14 protein-coding genes are annotated in these 18,538 nt (G+C 45.8%); 1 reads left to right on the forward strand and 13 read right to left on the reverse strand.

From position 1 onward, the window contains the following. Positions 1-45: 45 nt before the first annotated feature. From ftsA to mraZ, 13 genes are all read right to left on the reverse strand, one after another. A complete protein-coding gene (ftsA, locus tag PPO43_RS03090; RefSeq protein ID WP_272620334.1) occupies positions 46-1,389 on the reverse strand; it encodes a cell division protein FtsA in 1,344 nt (447 codons plus the stop codon). 56 nt (positions 1,390-1,445) lie between these two features. Then, positions 1,446-2,234 carry a cell division protein FtsQ/DivIB gene (locus tag PPO43_RS03095; protein WP_272620335.1) on the reverse strand — a complete coding sequence of 263 codons (789 nt, stop codon included), beginning with the start codon at positions 2,232-2,234 and terminating at the stop codon, positions 1,446-1,448. Between the two features lie 348 nt (positions 2,235-2,582). Beyond that, positions 2,583-3,944, reverse strand: coding sequence for a UDP-N-acetylmuramate--L-alanine ligase (gene murC, locus PPO43_RS03100; RefSeq protein ID WP_272620336.1), 1,362 nt, complete (start codon positions 3,942-3,944; stop codon positions 2,583-2,585). Between the two features lie 164 nt (positions 3,945-4,108). After that, a complete protein-coding gene (gene murG / locus PPO43_RS03105; RefSeq protein WP_272620337.1) occupies positions 4,109-5,194 on the reverse strand; it encodes an undecaprenyldiphospho-muramoylpentapeptide beta-N-acetylglucosaminyltransferase in 1,086 nt (361 codons plus the stop codon). Further along, a complete protein-coding gene (locus tag PPO43_RS03110) occupies positions 5,194-6,360 on the reverse strand; it encodes an FtsW/RodA/SpoVE family cell cycle protein (protein ID WP_272620338.1) in 1,167 nt (388 codons plus the stop codon). Before PPO43_RS03110 ends, murG begins: the two co-directional genes overlap by 1 nt. Positions 6,361-6,366: 6 nt before the next feature. After that, the gene (murD, locus tag PPO43_RS03115; RefSeq protein WP_272620339.1) at positions 6,367-7,743 is read right to left on the reverse strand and encodes a UDP-N-acetylmuramoyl-L-alanine--D-glutamate ligase; all 1,377 of its coding nucleotides are present in this window, start codon (positions 7,741-7,743) and stop codon (positions 6,367-6,369) included. A 1-nt stretch (position 7,744) separates the two neighbouring features. Beyond that, entirely contained in the window at positions 7,745-8,998 is a 1,254-nt protein-coding gene (gene mraY, locus PPO43_RS03120; protein WP_272620340.1) for a phospho-N-acetylmuramoyl-pentapeptide-transferase, read from the reverse strand. A 215-nt stretch (positions 8,999-9,213) separates the two neighbouring features. Then, positions 9,214-10,263 (reverse strand): leucine-rich repeat domain-containing protein, encoded by a 1,050-nt coding sequence (locus PPO43_RS03125; RefSeq protein WP_272620341.1) that lies wholly within the window; start codon positions 10,261-10,263, stop codon positions 9,214-9,216. A 617-nt stretch (positions 10,264-10,880) separates the two neighbouring features. Beyond that, complete coding sequence (locus PPO43_RS03130; RefSeq protein WP_272620342.1) at positions 10,881-12,356, reverse strand: UDP-N-acetylmuramoyl-L-alanyl-D-glutamate--2,6-diaminopimelate ligase; 1,476 nt, start codon at positions 12,354-12,356, stop codon at positions 10,881-10,883. A 9-nt stretch (positions 12,357-12,365) separates the two neighbouring features. Continuing rightward, entirely contained in the window at positions 12,366-14,525 is a 2,160-nt protein-coding gene (locus PPO43_RS03135) for a penicillin-binding protein (RefSeq protein ID WP_272620343.1), read from the reverse strand. 9 nt (positions 14,526-14,534) lie between these two features. After that, a complete protein-coding gene (locus PPO43_RS03140) occupies positions 14,535-14,876 on the reverse strand; it encodes an FtsL-like putative cell division protein (RefSeq protein WP_272620344.1) in 342 nt (113 codons plus the stop codon). A gap of 1 nt (position 14,877) precedes the next feature. After that, positions 14,878-15,786 carry a 16S rRNA (cytosine(1402)-N(4))-methyltransferase RsmH gene (rsmH, locus tag PPO43_RS03145; RefSeq protein WP_272620345.1) on the reverse strand — a complete coding sequence of 303 codons (909 nt, stop codon included), beginning with the start codon at positions 15,784-15,786 and terminating at the stop codon, positions 14,878-14,880. Further along, entirely contained in the window at positions 15,779-16,240 is a 462-nt protein-coding gene (gene mraZ / locus PPO43_RS03150; RefSeq protein ID WP_272620346.1) for a division/cell wall cluster transcriptional repressor MraZ, read from the reverse strand. Before mraZ ends, rsmH begins: the two co-directional genes overlap by 8 nt. Before the next feature lie 674 nt (positions 16,241-16,914). Here mraZ and PPO43_RS03155 point away from each other — a divergent pair. After that, entirely contained in the window at positions 16,915-18,465 is a 1,551-nt protein-coding gene (locus PPO43_RS03155; RefSeq protein WP_272620347.1) for a T9SS type A sorting domain-containing protein, read from the forward strand. The last annotated feature ends 73 nt before the right edge of the window (positions 18,466-18,538 follow it).

The following is an 18,538-nucleotide window of genomic DNA, read 5'->3' on the forward strand; positions in this document are numbered from 1 at the left end:
TCTTATTTCACTTTTAAAATAATGGCCTAAAATAGGCATTTTTTCCTATAAATCAGCATCGGGATCAGCTTCTAGCCAATTTTTTGCTCTTTTGACCAAACCAGAAAAACTCCAGCCCTTGTCTTTTTTCTCTAGGCGCTGCTCTGGCTCTTGGTAAAAAGGCGTTTCCTCCGCTTCTTCAACAGCAGTATGTTCATAACTACTTTCTAGTTCACGGCTAGTATCTAGCTTACGATTATCAATCCCATTGATAATCAATCCAATTGCTGTTGCATAAATTGGATTCATCATTTGCTCTTCATAACCATGAGCCAAATGTTCAGAAGGATCGCCCAAACGAACGGTATAGCCCGTATGATACTCCACCAATTCTTTTAAATGCTTAAGCAAAGAGCCCCCACCAGTCAAAACAATACCTGCAGTAGCCACCTTTCTAGCCAAACCCGAACGGTCAATCTCCCAAACAATGCTGTCCAAAATCTCTTCCATACGCGCCTGAATGATATGGGCCAAATTGCGCTCCATAATCTCTTTTTCAGGACGTCCCTTTAGGCCCGGAATCGTAATCACTCGGCTATCCTTGATTTTCTCCGCCATAGCGCAACCAAAACGACGTTTGAGTTTTTCCGCCTGATCACTCATCACTCCACATCCTTCCTTGATGTCTTGAGTCACAATATTTCCCCCAAAAGGAATGACCGCCGTATGACGGATAATTCCCTCATGAAAAATAGCCAAATCTGTTGTCCCTCCCCCAATATCAATCAATACTACCCCCGCTTCCATCTCCTCTTCAGTCAATACCGCAGCAGCAGAAGCAATAGGCTCCAAGGTCAAGTTTTCCATCTCTAGAGCCGATTTCTCCACACACTTTTTCAAGTTCTTAATGGCAGAAACCTGTCCCGTGATGATATGAAAGTTGGCCTCCAAACGAACACCCGCCATTCCAATAGGATCAGCAATACCGCGCTCATTATCAACCGTATATTCTTGCGGAATTACATGGATAATCTTGTCGCCAGGGGGCAGCGCCAATTTGTGCATATCCGCAATTAGATCATCTATATCTCCCTGAGAAATTTCATCCTGTAGGCTATTTCTAGTCAGCATCCCCCGATGTTGCAAGCTCTTAATATGCTGGCCCGCAATTCCCACCTGCACTACATCCACTTCCACACCAGAGCTACGCTCGGCCTCTTCAATGGCTTCACAAATGGCATTCACCGTTTTCTCAATATTCGATACCACTCCTCTAGAAACACCTAGTGATTCTACACGTCCTGTACCCAATACCTCCAACTGACCATGCTCATTTTTGCGGCCCGCCATGGCCACAATCTTGGTCGTCCCAATATCTAGCGCTACTACAATTTCGTTCGTCTGTTTCATTTTATATCAGTGATCTAATTTTAGGTGAAGGCTAGCCAGCTAGCCCTGGGGAATTGCTATCTCTTCTTGGCCACTATCTGCCCCTCAAACGCTAGGTTCAGCAACTTGTACTTCTCCCAACCCTCATAAGGCATGGCCTCTTTGTAAAATATCTTCAACTCATCCAACTTCTCAGCCGTACGCTCCAATGGCGCCCCAAAATATATTTTGTGATTACCCACTTTCGGAACCAATAAAGCATCGCCCAAGCGATTGATGTGTATTTGCTCGATCTGCTTAGACAATAAAGGATCTTCCAAAATCGCCTGAGCCAAAATAAAAGTATGCCGCAAACGATGGTCCTCTAACTCCATAAAACTAGAATTGTACAAACCAATGTCTCCCGTTGCTACCAATACCCGAGCCGTGTATTTCGTAGAAAAAGGAATCTGCCGCCCCTGCGCATCCAAATAGTAGGTCTCATCCTCCACATCCATCACCCGCAAAATTGGCAAACGCTGCTGAATACTAATATTGACATTCGCCATGGCATCTACATAGACATCAGCCTCCTCTATGAAAAGATCTTGCTCTAAAGCCGACTCTATCGCCGCCACATCAATCTTTTCCAAAGTCTGCCCCTCTACAAAATGTCCAAAGGTCTTCACCAATATATCCCGCACATCATTACTATCCACGAAGGCATTACCCTGAGCATCATCCGCTATCTGAATGTATACTCTTGGCACCCGACTCTGCTGCCGATAACGTACACCTCCCCATATCAAGAGAACCAATACCACAGCCCCAATGATCCAACCCATACGGGCCGCTATCCACTTCAATCTTCCAGGATGTACTTTCATACCTTTTTATCTGTTTCTAAATAGACGTTTTCCTTTTTGGGCCTCCGCAGCAAAGCTGCGGCGCTACGTTGCGGGGCTCGCTATTCGCTCGGCCCTTCAGCGCTACGCGCTTCGGTCTGGCCTTCGGCCACCCCTCCACATCGCTAGGCCAGTCGCTTCGCTCCTTTGCGGGCGCTACGCGCCCTGCTACATCTTTTGGACCAAAATAAGCTGCTTTAACAAAAAGCACTTGTCTGTCCCAAAGCAAAAAAACTTTTTCGCCTATTTAAACGCTAAAAGATAGCGTAAAACTTTGGCCTAAACAACGGCTTTCCGCAAAAAATTCCGTTTTCTTTAACTCAAAAAATTTTATTCGGCTTTACCATAAATTTCTTGGGCTATTTTTGGCACTAAAGCCCCTATATCGCCAGCTCCCAGACTTAACAAAAGCGCTGGCGGCGCTTGGCCCAATTCTACTAGCAATTCCGCCTTGCTCACTAACTTTTTTTCGCTTAGTTGCATGCGGGCCAAAAGGGCCACAGAATCAATACCCTCTATGGGCTCTTCTCGAGCTGGATAAATATCTAATAAGTAGAGCTGGTCCAAGCCATCCAAAGCCGCAGCAAAACCATCCATAAAGTCTCTCGTTCGACTAAATAAATGCGGCTGAAATATGCCTACCAATTTTCGATTAGGAAAAAGACTGCGAGCGGTCCGTATGGCCGCTTTTAATTCGGTGGGATGATGCGCATAATCATCAATGAATACTTTGTTGGGCTGCTTGACCACCCACTCAAAGCGGCGCCAAATTCCTCTAAAACTGCGCAAGCCTTGTCGAATTTGCTCTTCTGTAACGCCCAATTCTAAAGCCACGGCTATAGCAGCCAAAGCATTTTCTACATTATGACGGCCTGGCAAAGAGAAATTGAGGTCCTCCCAGAATCGCTCTGCTAGTTGTGCGTCAAAAACGAAGTTGGGGGCCTGTGCCCGAATCCGGCTCGCCTGATAATCGGCGGATTGGCTGGCGCTATAATAGGCTACCTTAGCGCTTAAATCGGCCAGTTTTAGCTCGGTTCCACGGGCCAAAAAAAGCTGCTTGCTGCAAAGTGCTGCAAACTCATTAAAGCTATCGAGTAGTTGAGTATGCTCTCCATAAATATCTAGATGGTCCGCATCCGTAGAGGTGATAATGCCAATTTCTGGACGCAGGTGCAAAAAGGAGCGATCAAATTCATCAGCCTCTAAAACCACCCAATCCGAACTGCCAGCCACAAAGTTGCTTCCTAAATTGTTGGCGATCCCGCCCAAAAAAGCAGTACAATCAATTCCTCCCGTTCTGAGCAAATGGGTCAAAATAGAAGAGGTGCTGGTTTTGCCATGCGTGCCCGCCACGGCAATGCTCCGCCGCTCTCTAGAAATTAGGCCCAAAAGCTCAGAGCGCTTGAGCAAAGGCGTAGCTGCCGCCTGAAAATATTGTAGTTCGCTATTTTTGGCGGGAATAGCGGGCGTATATACGGCTAAATCTATATCTGTTGGAATTTGATCGGCTTGCTCTGTATAATGAATTTGCATGCCTTCTTCGACCAACTTTTTGGTTAGGGCCGTTTCAGTTTTATCATAGCCCAAAACTTGGGCACCCAAATAATTGAAATAGCGGGCTAGGGCACTCATCCCAATTCCACCAATTCCAACAAAATAGATCTTCTTAATAGAGGCTAAGGCTAATGCCATGATTCGTTTTTTATTAGGTGTAAGAAGTAGGTCCAAATGGCCTAGCGATGTGTAGGGGTGGCCGAAGGCCAGACCGAAGCGCGTAGCGCTGAAGGGCCGAGCGAATAGCGAGCCCCGAAACGTAGCGCCGCAAGGCGAAGCCGCAGCGGAGGCCCCAAAAAATACTACTTAATTAGTTTCAGGACCTCCTGAGCGATTTCTTGAGCAGCCTGAGGTTTGGCCAGACTTTTTGCGGCTTGTCCTAACTTTTGGATTTCTGTTTCATTTTGCAACAACTCCAGAGCTTGTGGAATCAGTTTTTTTCGGGCTTCTGCATCGGGCAACCAAAGGGCGGCGCCTTGTTCTGTGAGGGCCTTGGCATTGGCCGTTTGATGATCCTCGGCCACATTGGGCGAGGGGACCAAAATAGCAGCTTTTCCGTTTTCGCAAAGCTCAGAAAGGGTGAGGGCGCCAGCTCTAGCGATGACCATATCGGCCATGGCATAGGCTAGGTCCATCCGTTGGATGAAGGCCTGAATCTTTAGATTGGGGTATTTTTGGGCCAAGGGCTCAAACTCCTTGATGTAGAGTTTTCCGGCCTGCCAGAGGACTTGGACCTCTTGTTTTTGCAATTCTTCGACAAAGGGCAAAACACTTTCGTTGAGGCTGCGGGCACCTAGGCTACCGCCTGTCAGGAAAATGGTTTTTTTGTTGGGCTCGAAGCCATAAAAAGCGAAAGCTTCGGCCCGTTTATCGGATTTTTGCAGTAAATCTTTGCGAATGGGATTGCCCGTTTGGACAATCTTATTGGCGGGAAAAAAGCGTTGCATATTGGGATAGGCCACACAAACCTTGTCCACGGTTTTGCCTAAGATTTGGTTTGTTTTCCCAGCATAGGAATTTTGTTCATGGACCAAAGTGGGAATCTTCATCATATTGGCCATTTTGACAGCCACGCCGCTGGCATAGCCCCCCACGCCAATAGCGGCATCGGGTTGAAAATCTCGGATGAGTTTTCGGGCTTTAGACATAGAGGCCCAAATCTTGAAAGGCAGCTTCCAGTTTTTGAGCAAATTTTGGCGGTTAAAGCCTGCGATAGGGAGGCCCTCAATGCGGTAGCCCGCTTCGGGCACCTTTTGCATTTCCATTTTCCCTTCGGCTCCTACAAAAAGGAATTCGGCTTCGGGATCGGCCTGTTCTAAGGCTTGGGCGATAGCAATGGCTGGAAAAATATGGCCGCCAGTTCCCCCGCCACTAATTAGATATTTCATTAGGCTGCTTCTTCTTTAGCTTCTTTCTTCGGTTGATTTTTTTCAATATTTCGGCTAACGCTCAGCATTACACCAAAAGAGAGTCCCGTAAACATCAGAGAGGTTCCCCCCATACTGACAAAGGGGAGGGTGAGTCCTGTTACGGGCATCAAGTTCACATTTACGGCCATATGGGCAAAGGCTTGAATCACCATGCTAGCGCAAAGGCCAAAGGCCAGCATAGCGCCGAAGGTTTTGGGACTGCGGTGGACCATTCTAATCGTGCGATAAAGAAGGGCCAAATAAAGGCAGACCACAAAGATTCCCCCAATAATGCCGTATTCTTCAATGATTATACAATAGATATAATCGGAATAAGAGTGGGGCAAAAAGTGCGCTTGCACCCCATTTCCTGGACCAACTCCAAAAAATCCCCCACGAGCAATAGCCATTTTGGCCTGTTCTACCTGAAACACATCGCCAGAGCCTGCGCCATCCATAAAGCTGCGCAAACGGCTCACCCAAGTATCTACACGGATCCAATCGACAAAATCGGAAAGAATAACGAGCATGGCAAAAAGGCCTACCCCCAGCATAACTAAAGAAATCAAGCTGCGAATTTCCACCCGACCGATAAACATCAATAAAATGCAGGTAAAGAAAAGGACCAACGCACTAGACAAATCGGAAGGGGCAATGAGCACACAGACCAATAAAACGGGCAAAACCAGCTCTAAGAGCGAACCTTTCTTCTCTTGTAAGAGAGAAATGGTTCGGGCCACATATAAAATGAGTGAAATCTTGGCAAAGTCAGAGGTTTGGAAAGTAATTCCGACAAAAGGAATCTTAATCCAGCGGGAGGCCCCATTCAGCTCTGTTCCAAAAAACATGGTAAAGAGAAGCATTAGGACCGATAAGACCAGCATAATTGTGGACCAGCGGGCGTAGCGTTTATAGTGAATCAAATGGGCAATATACATGACCACTACCGAGGCGATAAGCAGCATAATATGCTTGACGAGAAAAGACTCGGTACCTACTCCGTTTCGGTTGGCCAGTACCTCGGCCGAGCTATAAACGGTGAGGATAGAAATAATGCCCAAAAGGCCTAGAACCAACCAAATGACTTGATCGCCTTGTAAAAGGGCGCCAATTCGCTTTTGAAAAACACTCATGCTAGAGCTCATGGTCTACTATTTTTTATTTCGATTGATGGCTAAATTCATTTCCATGCTATGGCCTTTTTCTAGAAGTTGACGTTGCTCTTCCAAAATGGCCTTAAATTGATCGCCACGATCGATATAGTTTTTAAATAGGTCGAAGCTAGCGCAGGCAGGCGACAATAAAATATTATCTCCAGCATTGGCATATAGGCTAGCTAATTTTATGGCCTCTGCCATAGAGGCCGCTTCCACAATATATTCAGTTTTGGAGCTAAAGGCTTTTGTTATGGGACTATTATCTATCCCCAAACAAACAATAGCTTTTACGGGCTGCCCAATAAAAGGAAAAAGGCTACTATAATCATTGCCTTTGTCCACTCCGCCAACAATCCAAACTGTGGGCGCTTGCATGGCTTCCAAGGCGTAGTAAACTGCCTCCACATTGGTGGCTTTACTATCATTGATATATTGAACGCCGCCCAAAACCATTACTTTTTCCAAACGGTGCGGATGGTTTTCAAAGCTATCGAGGCCTTTTTGGGCCATTTCCTGAGACATTCCCAGGCATTTGACGGCTTGCAAAGCCATTTTCATGTTCATCAGGTTATGACGGCCTACCAAAGGAAGTTGATCTTGGGCAAAGGCCCAATCCTCTACCCATAGCTCTTTGGCGTTTAGCTCAGGCCAATCTTGCGCCAAGCAATTGGCATTTGGTCCCTGATAATAGCGCTTTAAACCAGCGGGAATATAAGGATCTTCTTTGGGATAGATAAAAGGCTGCTCAGCCGTTTTATTTTGAATGAGGCGCAACTTTGAAGCGAGATAATTATCCATCTCATAACCATAACGATCCAAATGATCGGGACTTACATTGGTCAAAATCATCAGTTCTGGAGCCAACTCATAACAGCGATCAAGCTGAAAACTGCTCAGCTCTAGCACCATATATTCATAGTCTTGGCCTTGAGCCAATTGCATGGCCCAACTTTGACCAATGTTTCCTCCTAAGCCCACAGCATATCCCGCCGTTTTGAGCAAATGATAAAGAAGGGCGGTGGTGGTTGTTTTTCCATTACTGCCCGTAATGCCAATGACTTTGGCCGAGCTATAACGAGCCGCTAGCTCAATCTCATCCCAAATGGGAATGCCTGCAGCACTGGCTTTTTGAATCAAAGCGGCCGTATCGGGAATCCCCGGACTTTTAATAATGAGTTGAGCCGCCAAAATGCGGTCTTCGCTATGTCCGCCCTGCTCAAAAGGGATACCCGCAGCGCGTAAAATATCTGCTCGATCTGCCCGAATACTTCCCGCATCCGAGACAAAGACATTTCCGCCCTTTTTTTGGGCCAAAAGGGCAGCGCCTAAACCACTTTCCCCGGCGCCCAAAACAACAACTTGTTCCAACATCTTAGCGTATTTTCAAAGTGATGATGGTCAAAACGGCCAACAAAATACCCACAATCCAAAAGCGGCTAACAATTTTTGATTCATGCATGCCTTGCTTCTGAAAGTGGTGGTGCAAAGGCGACATCAAGAAGATGCGACGCCCTTCTCCATATTTCTTTTTGGTATATTTAAAATAGCTCACTTGAATAATGACCGATAGGTTTTCGGCCAAAAAGATTCCACAAAGCAAGGGAATCAAGAGCTCTTTGCGCAAAATAATGGCAATAGCAGCAATAATGCCCCCCAAAGCCAAACTGCCCGTATCGCCCATAAAAACTTGGGCAGGATAAGCATTGTACCATAAAAAGCCAATGCAAGCCCCCAGAAAACAGGCAATAAAAATGGTCATTTCTCCCACATAGGGCAAATAGAGTACCCCCAGATAATCGGCCAAAATGTTGTTGCCCGATACATAGGCAAAAATCCCCAAAGTAGCCCCAATAATGGCGGAGGTTCCCGCTGCTAAACCATCTATTCCATCCGTTAAGTTGGCTGCATTCGATACAGCCGTAACAATCAAAATGACGAAGGGGATAAAGAGCAACCAAACCCACTGAGGCGCATTATCGCCCAAAAACCAAAGGAGATCGGCATAATCTAACTCATTGCCCTTAAAAAAAGGCACATTGGTCATAGTCGATTTCACATAATAAAGCTCTTCTTTATCGCCCAAACGCTCCAGTTGAACCTGAACCGTATCAATCACTTCATAGTTGCCTTGGGCCAGTTGTTCCGCATTTACTCGTACCACAACATCAGAATGGAAAAGCATGGTAGCGCCCACAATGGCCCCCAAAACGACCTGTCCCAAAATCTTATATTTTCCACTCAAACCCGCCTTAGATCGAGTCAACTTAAAGTAATCATCAATAAAGCCAATGGTCCCCATCCAAACGGTAGAGAGCAACATCAACTGAATGTAGACATTGCTCAAATCGGCCAATAATAGACAAGGAAAAATAATGGCCATATGGATTAAAATCCCACCCATAGTCGGCGTTTTGGCCTTGAGCTCCTCACCAGGCAGGCCCAATGCCCGCTGTTTTTCTAGCATCTGCCGCCGCTTGATCCAGCCAATAATGCGGCCCCCCATCAAAAGCGAAATAATCAGGGAAATAATAATGGCTAAGGCCGCCCGAAAGCTAATAAACTGAAAAAGGCTGGCGCCAGGAAAATCGTACTGTTGTTCTAGATAGTCAAATAAATGAAATAACATAAGCTCTTTTCTGCCTCAAGGACTATGAATAATTTTTCTGTTTTTTGGGGCTGCCCCTCGCTTCGCTCGGGTCGGGCTGTTTCGCAGCTCGCTGATCGCTCGGCCCTTCGCTTTTTTTCGCTTTGCTCAAAAAAGCTCGGTCTGGCCTGCGGCCACTGCTGTCCATCCCTCAGCCAAGGCGCTGCGCGCCTTTTTGGGCCCGTAAATTACAGCAGTTAAAAGAGTATTTCACAATCTGGCAGATATTTTCGGCAGTTTTCTTTCTCCTTTTCTAGAAAAGGGTTGCCTCTGAGGTCCAATTTCTTGAGCTTTTTTAAGCGCTTAAAGGATTTGGGCAGGGATTGCAGCTCATTATGGCTAAGGTCAAGATATTCTAGGTTTTCCATATATCCCATAGCTTTTGGGACCGACTTTAAGTGAGAATGGGTCAATAAAAGCGTTTTTACAGGACTGTTTTTATAGAATTTTTTAGACGAAACTAAGCCAAAGCGCATATTGTAGTGACTGCCATCCCCCAAATAACTTGCATTGATATGCTTTAAGTTGGGGAACTGATTGAATAGTTGGTCAATATCTACTAACCTTGGGTTATGACTAACATCTATATAGCTTAGCTTATAGGCCCTTATGCTGTCTCGACTAGGCAAGAAAATAAAGTCATTATGAGAAAGAATTAAGCTGTCTAGTTCCTTTAAGTTAAAAAGCGCATCACCTGCAGCAACAATCTTGTTATGACTGAGGTCGAGATATTTTAGATTTGGGAAAACAGCAAATTCTTCATAGAGCATGCTTAGCTCTGTATGCTTAATGATGAGCTTTTCTAGACTAGGGCTGGCTAATATTTTGGGTGTTAGAGTTGCTGTTTGTTTTTCGAGAGGAATCCGTTCTGTTAGATAAAATCTTTTTAAGTTTTTTATGGGGTTGTAGCTTAGATCCAAATAGCGAATCTTAGGAGAATAAAGGAATCGCGTAACATCAGCTATTTCAAATTGATTATGAGAAGCATCAACCCATTCTAGCTGTTTTGTCTCTAGAAAAGAGCCGAAGGGAAAGTCCCGTAAGTTGTTTTCGCTTAAATTTAGATGGGTTAATTGATGGAGCTCTGAAAAACTGGGATCTAACTTATCTAAGTTTTGCTTAGATAAATCTAGACTTTTGGCCTCTTCTTTATGTGCAAAGGCCTCGGATAGACTGTTGTAACTTTGTGCTTTTAGTTGGGCAAATAGCAGTAGGTAAAGGGCTAAAAAGAGGGTAGTTTTGGGCATCTTGGTTAATTTTGGAGTTAAGGACAGGCGGTTAATTTTATGAGGGTTTCAACCCTCATTCATAGATCATTGCGAAGCAATACTAACTGTTGTATGGCTGCTGGTTTTAACCTGCAGCCACAGCTAGCAGGCGGCGAAGCCGCCGCAGGCAAAGGCCAAATAAAAGCCCTGCCACTTCTATCCTTTGCTTTAATTTCCTGCTATTCTGCGTTATTTTTCTCCCCCATAGCTACGGCTATGCCTTTAAAAAATGCCTTGACTAGCCTGAAATTTTTATCAAAGGATGGCCGAAGCGCAGAACTTCCATTCGGCCTAGGGGCCTGCAAGGGTGCCGCGCAGCGGCAGACCTAGGGCGAAATGAAATGAGCCCGCAGGGCCGAGCAGACCTGCGAGCCCTGAAAGGGCCCGGCCGCCGCAGGCGGCAGGCCCCAAAATATCAGTAAATGCTAAAGACGAGTTGAAATGAGGACTGCTTCAAATGTTGTCTTTTCCCTTTCCTATTTTTTTGGGTTGACTTAAGCTAAACGCCCAATTTTTAATTAGATACAGAAAAAACAGAACAGTTCTGATAGATTCCCTGCAGCCAGTGATTAGGACCAAAGGGAGGCCAAGCAGCGCTAAACAAACTTTGTCAACTGCTCTTCCAAGGCTTGGCGCAACTCTTCTCGATCATCAAAGGGAAGGCGTTCCCCCTTAATTTCTTGGTAGGTTTCATGTCCCTTGCCCGCCACCAAAATTACGTCCTCGGCTTGGGCCAGTTGGCAGGCCCAGCGGATGGCTTCTCGGCGGTTGACTTGGCGGTAGCTTTGGGCTTGTTGGGCCTTACTTAGACCCGCCCACATTTCGTCTAGAATGGCTTCGGGCTCTTCAAAGCGGGGATTATCAGAACTCAAGATGAGTAGATCGGAATAAGCTGCCGCTTTTTGGGCCATGACAGGCCTTTTGCTATGGTCGCGATTGCCCCCACAGCCCACCACCGTAATAATTCGGCCTGTAGATGTGGTCGCTTTTAGGGTTTGTAAAACCTTTTCTAAGGCATCGGGGGTATGGGCATAATCCACAATGGCTTGCACGGGATTGTTGGGAATGCGAACATATTCAAAGCGGCCTGCTGGTGGTTTCAGGCCAGAGAGAATGCGTAGCACCTCCGTTTTGGGTTCTTCGAGCAAAATAGCGGTAGCATAGACCGCCAGTAGGTTGTAGGCATTAAAGTCGCCCACCAAACTGCAGTGAAATTCTTGGCCATCTAGTTCCAGTTGCAAGCCTGAAAGGCTATTTTCTAGCAAGCGAAAGCGAAAATCGGCCAATTGCTTTTGCGCATAACGGTAGGCTTTAGCCGAGCAATTTTGGAGCATGACCTCCGCCCGTTTATCGTCGGCATTGACTAGGGCAAAAGCCGAGCTCGGTAGCTGGTCAAAAAAGCGCTTTTTGGCAAAAATATAATTCTTAAAGGTCTTGTGATAATCGAGATGATCGTGAGAGATATTGCTAAAAACGCCGCCTGTAAAATGAGCGCCAGCAATGCGGCCTTGCTCGGCAGCATGCGAGCTCACTTCCATGAACACATAATCGCAGGCCGCATCTCGCATTTGGGCCAAAAGGGCTTGCAGCTCAATGGCATTGGGCGTAGTATGCGTAGATTTTAGTATCTCATCATCAATGCGATTCTCAATAGTGGAAATCAGGCCCACCTTATGGCCTAATTCTTTGAACAGGCGATAAAGCAAACTCACCGTGCTTGTCTTTCCATTGGTGCCCGTTACGCCTACCAAAGCCAGTTGTTGGCTGGGCTGCTCATAAAAGTTGGCGGCTAAGGGACCTAGAGCATCGGCTACTTTTTCTACCTTAATATAACAGACCTCAGGAGCAATTTCTTTGGGCCATCTTTCGCAAAGTATAGCCGAGCAACCATTAGCCAAGGCTTGCTCAATATAATCGTGACCATCGACTTGGCTGCCAGGCAGGGCCGCAAAGAGCCAACCCTTTTTGGCTTGCCGAGAATCAAGGCAAAGGCCTGCTAAAGAAAGCTGGGCGGGGGATTGCCCTTTGTAGTTATAGTTAATGTGGACCAAAAGGTCCTTGAGGGTAGACATATAAAAAACTTATCCGAGAACGAGAGTAATAGTTTGAACAGATTGAATGCTGCGACCAGCAGGCACCGATTGCGATTTGACTTTTCCTACCCCCAACACCCTAACACGCAGTCGGTTGTTTTCTAGTAAGAAAAGGGCATCTTTGAGGCCCATGCCCACTACATTGGGCACCACATCCTTTTGCACATTTCTGCTGCGAAGGAGAATAGAATCATTGCGAATCATTCCGACCGACCAAGGAGTAGCAGAACTATCTGCAAAAGGAAGATTTAGCTCTTTCATGATATAGTCGAGATCTTCTTTTTGGCCAATGGGCAAGCGAGGCAAGGTAGCGTCGGTATAAACTGCCTCATCGGCATTTATGGCCTTATGAGAACCCAACGAAAGCGAATAACAATAGTCTGCAATCTTTCTGAAAACAGGGGCAGCCACACGGCCCCCATAAAAACCAGAACGAGGATTGGTAATCACTACCACGCAAGCATAGGCAGGATTATCGGCAGGGAAAAAGCCTGCAAAAGAAGCCCTATAGCGTTTGGCTTCGCCCTTTTGCTTATGGGCCTTATAGTTCATGATGGCCGTACCCGTTTTGCCCGCAATATCATAGCGAGGGGTATAAATGCTGTGTGCAGTACCCTTAGGCGAAGCAACCACTCGTTTAAGCATATCGGTAGCAGCTTGGATTGTCGCTTCGGAAGCTATCCGGCGCTTAACCACCTTAGGGGGTATCGTTTTGACCACAGAGCCATAAGAGCGAATCTCGGTTACAATTTGTGGCTTCATCATCTGGCCCCCATTGGCCACAGCCGAGTAAAAAGTCAACATTTGTAGGGGCGTGAGTTCTGACTCATAGCCGATAGACATCCAAGGAATAGTAATTCCACTCCAGTCGCTATTATTCGGATCTTTAATATAAGGCTCGCGCTCCCCATCAATATCTACATTAGTAGATTGGGTCAAGACCATATCTGATAGCTTTTGGATAAACTGGCTTTGGGCCTCCTTACTTTTATTGTAGTACTTATGCGTTAATTTGGCAATCCCCACATTAGAAGAAATCTCAAAGGCTTTGCCTACAGTGGTTAGTCGCAAGCCATGATAAGAGGCATCTTCCATGGTTTCATCATAGAATTGCCAGCGTCCTTCATTGAGGTTGACGGTATCGCTGGGCTTAACATAACCATCTTCCATTAGGGCCATAATGGAAGCCAACTTGAAGGTAGAACCAGGCTCGGTCCGTTCTCCAACTGCATAGTTATAGTTTTCCCAAAACTCTGTTCGTTCCTTATTAAAACCAATATTGGCAATGGCCTTAATTGCTCCAGTTTTTACATCCATCACAATGGCGCAACCATGCTCTCCCTCATATTGCTGAAGGCTTTCGAGTAAGGCGCGTTCCGTAACATCTTGAATATTGACATCAATTGTAGTGACAATATCCTGTCCTGCACGGGGCTCAATTTTAGAAATATCATCTACGGGCACCCAAAGGTCTTTGCTTAGGCGCTGCATATATTGTTTGCCTTGTTCTCCAGCCAATACATCATCAAAAGAGCGCTCTAACCCCACGGATAGCGTATCTGTACCCGTTGCCGTTTCCACAGTTCGGCTATAGCCAATCGTACGATGGGCCAACATCTTAAAGGGATATTGGCGCTTGGCCATTTGCTCGACAATCAGGCCACTCTTCAGGCGGTCTCCCATAGAAAAAATGGGAAATTCCTTAATTTTTTGGAGTAGAATATAGCTTACATTAGGCAAAATAGGATGATAACGACGGCTGCTATCTCTGGCATTGATAAGCTCTTGGCGACAAAGCCCCGGCGTTTTATCCGTATAAACATAGGTGGCTAAACAAGTGGCTAGGGTATCCACATATTTATCAAAGGTATCTCTAGGCACTACTTTGGTATCCCAATGCACCTTAAAATAGGGGAGGGAGGTGGCCAAAAGGCTGCCGTCATCGGCTAAGATATTTCCTCTGGGGGCCTTAACATCCTTCAAGGCAATATGCTCTTGCTCGGCCTTCTCTCGGAGTTGGCTGCCCTCAAAGTACTGAATGCTCGCAATACGGCCCATAATGAGGATGCCGATAAAGCCCATAATGGCGAAGGTGATATAAATTCGCCATAGCACATCCTGTTTGGGCGTCAGTTTAGTGATTTTCATGGCGTAACATTATTCTTTTTTAACTTCAATTTTCTTTGGCTTGCCTTTAAGCGGCTTGAGCCCCAAATGCTCAGAGCGCTGAGAGACTCTAGAAAGCATACTCTCGTACATCAGATCTGATTTACGGGCATTACTTTCCCAACTTACCTTTTTGAGTTCTCCTTGCAGCTCTCGAATCTCTTTAACGGTCTCTACCGCATAATGCGAGTTCGCAATATAGATGATCCCTAAAAGGGCCAAAAAAAAGATAAAGTTGATATTTTGGAAGAGCATAAAAGCCAGCGCCTGCAACTGCGTCATCAAAGGGGGAAGCTTAAACTCTCTTCTTTGTTTCTTTTTAGCATGAGCCATATTAGTCGGCAATTTTTTCTGCAATTCTAAGTTTGGCCGAGCGCGCTCTGGGGTTCTGAGCAATCTCCTCGGCAGAGGGTAAAATGGGCTTTCGATTAACGGCCTTTAAGGGTTTGTAAAAGCGACCGTAAACATCTTTTTCGGGCTCTTTGTCAAAGCAACCGTTTTTCACCCACTGCTTGACCAAACGGTCCTCTAAAGAATGATAAGTTAAGACCACCAAACGCCCCCCCGGCTTGAGCATTTCTGTTGCTTCTTGCAACATTTCTTTTAGGGCCTCTACTTCTTCATTGACCTCCATCCGAAGGGCCTGAAAAAGCTGAGATAAATAACGGTTTTGCTTGCCCCGAATAATCGGCTGAATGATCTGAAGCAACTGCTCCACCCGCTCAATTTTTTGCCGCTGCCTAGCCTTTACAATCGTTTGCGCCAAGGTTTTAGCATTGCGCAATTCCCCATAAAGCGAAAAAATATGTTGTAATTCCTCTTCTCTATAGGTATTCAAGATGTATCGGGCATCTTTCTCGCCATCCTGACTCATCCGCATATCCAACTCCGCCTCAAAACGAAAAGAAAATCCACGATCCGCCGTGTCAATCTGATGAGAAGAAATTCCCAAATCAGCCAAAACAGCATCTACCTCCCGAACCGCCTCCAAACGCAAAGAGCGCTTAAAGTAACGAAAGTTGAAGGGCAGCAATTCAAAACGAGAGTCCTCTGGTACATTGGCCTGAGCATCAGGGTCTTGATCAAAACCAAAAAGGCGACCGCCCTCTAGCTGTCGCAAAATCTCCCGGCTGTGTCCACCACCACCAAAAGTTACATCTACATAAGTTCCACCAGGTACCAAATTCATGGCTTCTACACAAGGCAGGCGCAAAACCGCCTCATGATAATCATAATCAGACATTTGACTTCTTCTCTATTTTTCCCATGACTTGCTCCGCCAAATTGGCAAAGTCGCCAGGTTCTTCTTGCAAAAGGTTATCGTAAATGGATTTGGCCCAAATCTCTATGCGATTGAAATAGGCAAAGAGCACCAACTCTTTCTCTATCTGAGCATAATCCAATAAGGCTTTGGGCAAAAGCAAACGCTGCTGTTTATCCAGTTGCTGGGGACTCGCCCCCCTGAAAAAATAACGTACAAAGTTGCGATTCTGCCGCTGATATAAATTCAACTGCTGCAGCTCTTCCGTAATGCTCTGCCAAGCCGCCTGCGGATAAAGGGTTAAACAAGTTTCAAATCCCCGATTCAATACAAATCCTTCGCTTTCTGCCGCCGGATATTGGGCCAATAAGGCTGCTGGCAAACGGAAACGCCCCTTTGCATCAATTTTACAGCTATATTCTCCCAAAAATTGCATGAAAACGAATTTGAAACCGACCGCTTAATTTATTCTAGCACAATTAGTTTAAGTATCTCTAAAAAAGACATTTGTTTGCACTAGCTCCTCTAGCCAATCAGACTTGGCCCAAAATATTATTTTTTCCCACTTTTTCCCACTTTTAGCTTCCATTTTTCCCCACTGCTTGCCCTTTTAACAATCATCACTTTTTTGCGAATAGCCTTCTTGTTTTTCAATCAGTTACCCACTCTTTTTTAAGGGCTTGGGGCCTCCGCCTCGCTATGCTCGTCGGCGCTACGTTGCGCAGCTCGCTATTACTTGCTTCGCTGCGTCGGCTCCCGTTGGTCGGGTCGCTCGGCCCTGCGCGGGCTGCGCCCGCTGGGTCTGGCCCTAGGGCCACTGCTGCACATCGCTAGGCCGCTCATCCTTTGTTTTTCTTTTGGCTGTTTTCTTCGGCGGTTCATTTCATGAGGGTTTCAACCTACATGGCTTAGGGATGGAAAAGGGGGCGGCGCAGCCGCAGACCTAGCAAAATGAGCGTAGCGAATTTTGCGCAGGGCCGAGCAGACCTGCGAGCCCTGACACAGCCCGGCCCGCCCGAAGGGCGGGCAAGCCCCAAAAAAACAGCTTTATAGAGCGTTTAAAAGACTATACAAAATTGTATATTGCAGTTCAATCCAAAATTCATTATTATGTTTCGATTATATCATTTTTTTACAGCCTTACTTTTGCCTAGTCTAATTTGGGCACAACAACCTAGTCATTTAAATTGTGAGACTAGTCATGAGGCACAAGCCCTTGGCATAGAACGTCTAGCGGAAAACCGTCGTATGGCGCCTCAATTATTGGCTGAATGGCAACAGCAGTTACAAAGCCGCAATAGTTTTGATAGTACGGTCTATGTGCCAATTACCTTTCATCGGGTAGCTAAAGGAGATGGCACAGGAGCAGTTACTTATCAGCAATTGTATGACAACCTTTGCGCGATCAATGGTTTTTATGCGGATATGAATATTGTCTTTTATATCAATGAAATTAATGAGATTCGGTCTGAGCAGTTGTATGTAAATGAGGCAAACACTTCAGATTATATTCGCTCCTTACACAAGCGTCTTGGGGTAGTGAATATTTACGTAGGGGGTCCTTATCAACAGGGCAGCAGTTATGGGGCATATTATGCTCCCAACTTTGATTGGATTTTTGCTTGGAATAATCAAATTGCTGGAGGAACGACCCTGACCCATGAGTTAGGGCATTACTTTACCTTGGCCCATACTTTTTATGGTTGGGAGGGAATGGAATATGCCACGGCAGCAGTGGCTAATAAGGCTCCTCAGATGGGAAGCAATGGCCGTCCGATAGAAAAAGTAATACGTGGCCAAACAGGAGAAAACTGTCAATGGGCGGCAGATGGATTTTGTGATACGCCTCCAGATTATGCTTCTGGTGGAGGAGGCTGTAGCTTTACGGAAACTTGGAGAGATCCGGATAGCATTATAATTGATGCAACAACGAACACACCTTTAATTAGCAATCACATGAGCTATTTTTCTTGTCGGAGCAGCTTTACGGCTCAGCAGCAAGAAGCCATTATGTTGGATATGCTTTCTAGAGGTCAGCATTATAATACGGCTCCTCCTCATTTGACAGCTGATGGGGTAGCTAGCCTAAGTTTTCCAGAAGATGGAGGCTTAGTTCCCAATGTGGGGCAAGCTGTTGAATTGCGTTGGCAGGCAGCCAATGCGGCCCATGCTTATTGGGTAATTGTAGAAAAAGTAACCCCCAATAGCTGTATTCCAACAGGTCAAACACAAGAATTTTTGGCCAATGACACCTCTGTTTGGGTAAATTTAGATCCAGGGCAATATTATCGTTGGAGTGTTCGGGCAATGGGGGCACAAGACCCTTGTAATTATAATGCGACTCCTTGGGCTTGTTTCCGTACTGAATCTTGGGCGACTGCAGTAAACGCTACAACTAATTTGGCGGCGCCCAAATTATGGCCCAACCCACAAGCCGCTGGGCAAGAGCTCATTTTATCTGTAGAAACAGCAGAAAGTCAAAAGGCCAATATTCAAATCTATAATAGCTTAGGCCAATTGCTTTCTAGCCAAGCTCTTTCGATACAAGCTGGTGAGCAGCTTTTGCGCATTGGTACTCAAGATTTGCAGGCGGGACACTATTGGCTCAATTTGCAAATGGAAGGTAAAAATAAGCAACTGCCTTTTGTCTTAGTCCACTAAAAAAGGATGGGGCCAATTGGTTTTTTAAGAGATAAACTATATTTTTACCGCTGATCTATTAAGATTTCATTAG

It is taken from the genome of Saprospira sp. CCB-QB6, assembly GCF_028464065.1.
GTDB lineage: Bacteria > Bacteroidota > Bacteroidia > Chitinophagales > Saprospiraceae > Saprospira.

Excerpts from the sequence above, each read along its gene's own strand:
- ftsA (WP_272620334.1), bottom strand. The coding sequence starts at position 1,389 with ATGAAACAGACGAACGAAATTGTAGTAGCGCTAGATATTGGGACGACC.
- PPO43_RS03095 (WP_272620335.1), bottom strand. The coding sequence starts at position 2,234 with ATGAAAGTACATCCTGGAAGATTGAAGTGGATAGCGGCCCGTATGGGT.
- murC (WP_272620336.1), bottom strand. The coding sequence starts at position 3,944 with ATGGCATTAGCCTTAGCCTCTATTAAGAAGATCTATTTTGTTGGAATT.
- murG (WP_272620337.1), bottom strand. The coding sequence starts at position 5,194 with ATGAAATATCTAATTAGTGGCGGGGGAACTGGCGGCCATATTTTTCCA.
- PPO43_RS03110 (WP_272620338.1), bottom strand. The coding sequence starts at position 6,360 with ATGAGCTCTAGCATGAGTGTTTTTCAAAAGCGAATTGGCGCCCTTTTA.
- murD (WP_272620339.1), bottom strand. The coding sequence starts at position 7,743 with ATGTTGGAACAAGTTGTTGTTTTGGGCGCCGGGGAAAGTGGTTTAGGC.
- mraY (WP_272620340.1), bottom strand. The coding sequence starts at position 8,998 with ATGTTATTTCATTTATTTGACTATCTAGAACAACAGTACGATTTTCCT.
- PPO43_RS03125 (WP_272620341.1), bottom strand. The coding sequence starts at position 10,263 with ATGCCCAAAACTACCCTCTTTTTAGCCCTTTACCTACTGCTATTTGCC.
- PPO43_RS03130 (WP_272620342.1), bottom strand. The coding sequence starts at position 12,356 with ATGTCTACCCTCAAGGACCTTTTGGTCCACATTAACTATAACTACAAA.
- PPO43_RS03135 (WP_272620343.1), bottom strand. The coding sequence starts at position 14,525 with ATGAAAATCACTAAACTGACGCCCAAACAGGATGTGCTATGGCGAATT.
- PPO43_RS03140 (WP_272620344.1), bottom strand. The coding sequence starts at position 14,876 with ATGGCTCATGCTAAAAAGAAACAAAGAAGAGAGTTTAAGCTTCCCCCT.
- rsmH (WP_272620345.1), bottom strand. The coding sequence starts at position 15,786 with ATGTCTGATTATGATTATCATGAGGCGGTTTTGCGCCTGCCTTGTGTA.
- mraZ (WP_272620346.1), bottom strand. The coding sequence starts at position 16,240 with ATGCAATTTTTGGGAGAATATAGCTGTAAAATTGATGCAAAGGGGCGT.
- PPO43_RS03155 (WP_272620347.1), top strand. The coding sequence starts at position 16,915 with ATGTTTCGATTATATCATTTTTTTACAGCCTTACTTTTGCCTAGTCTA.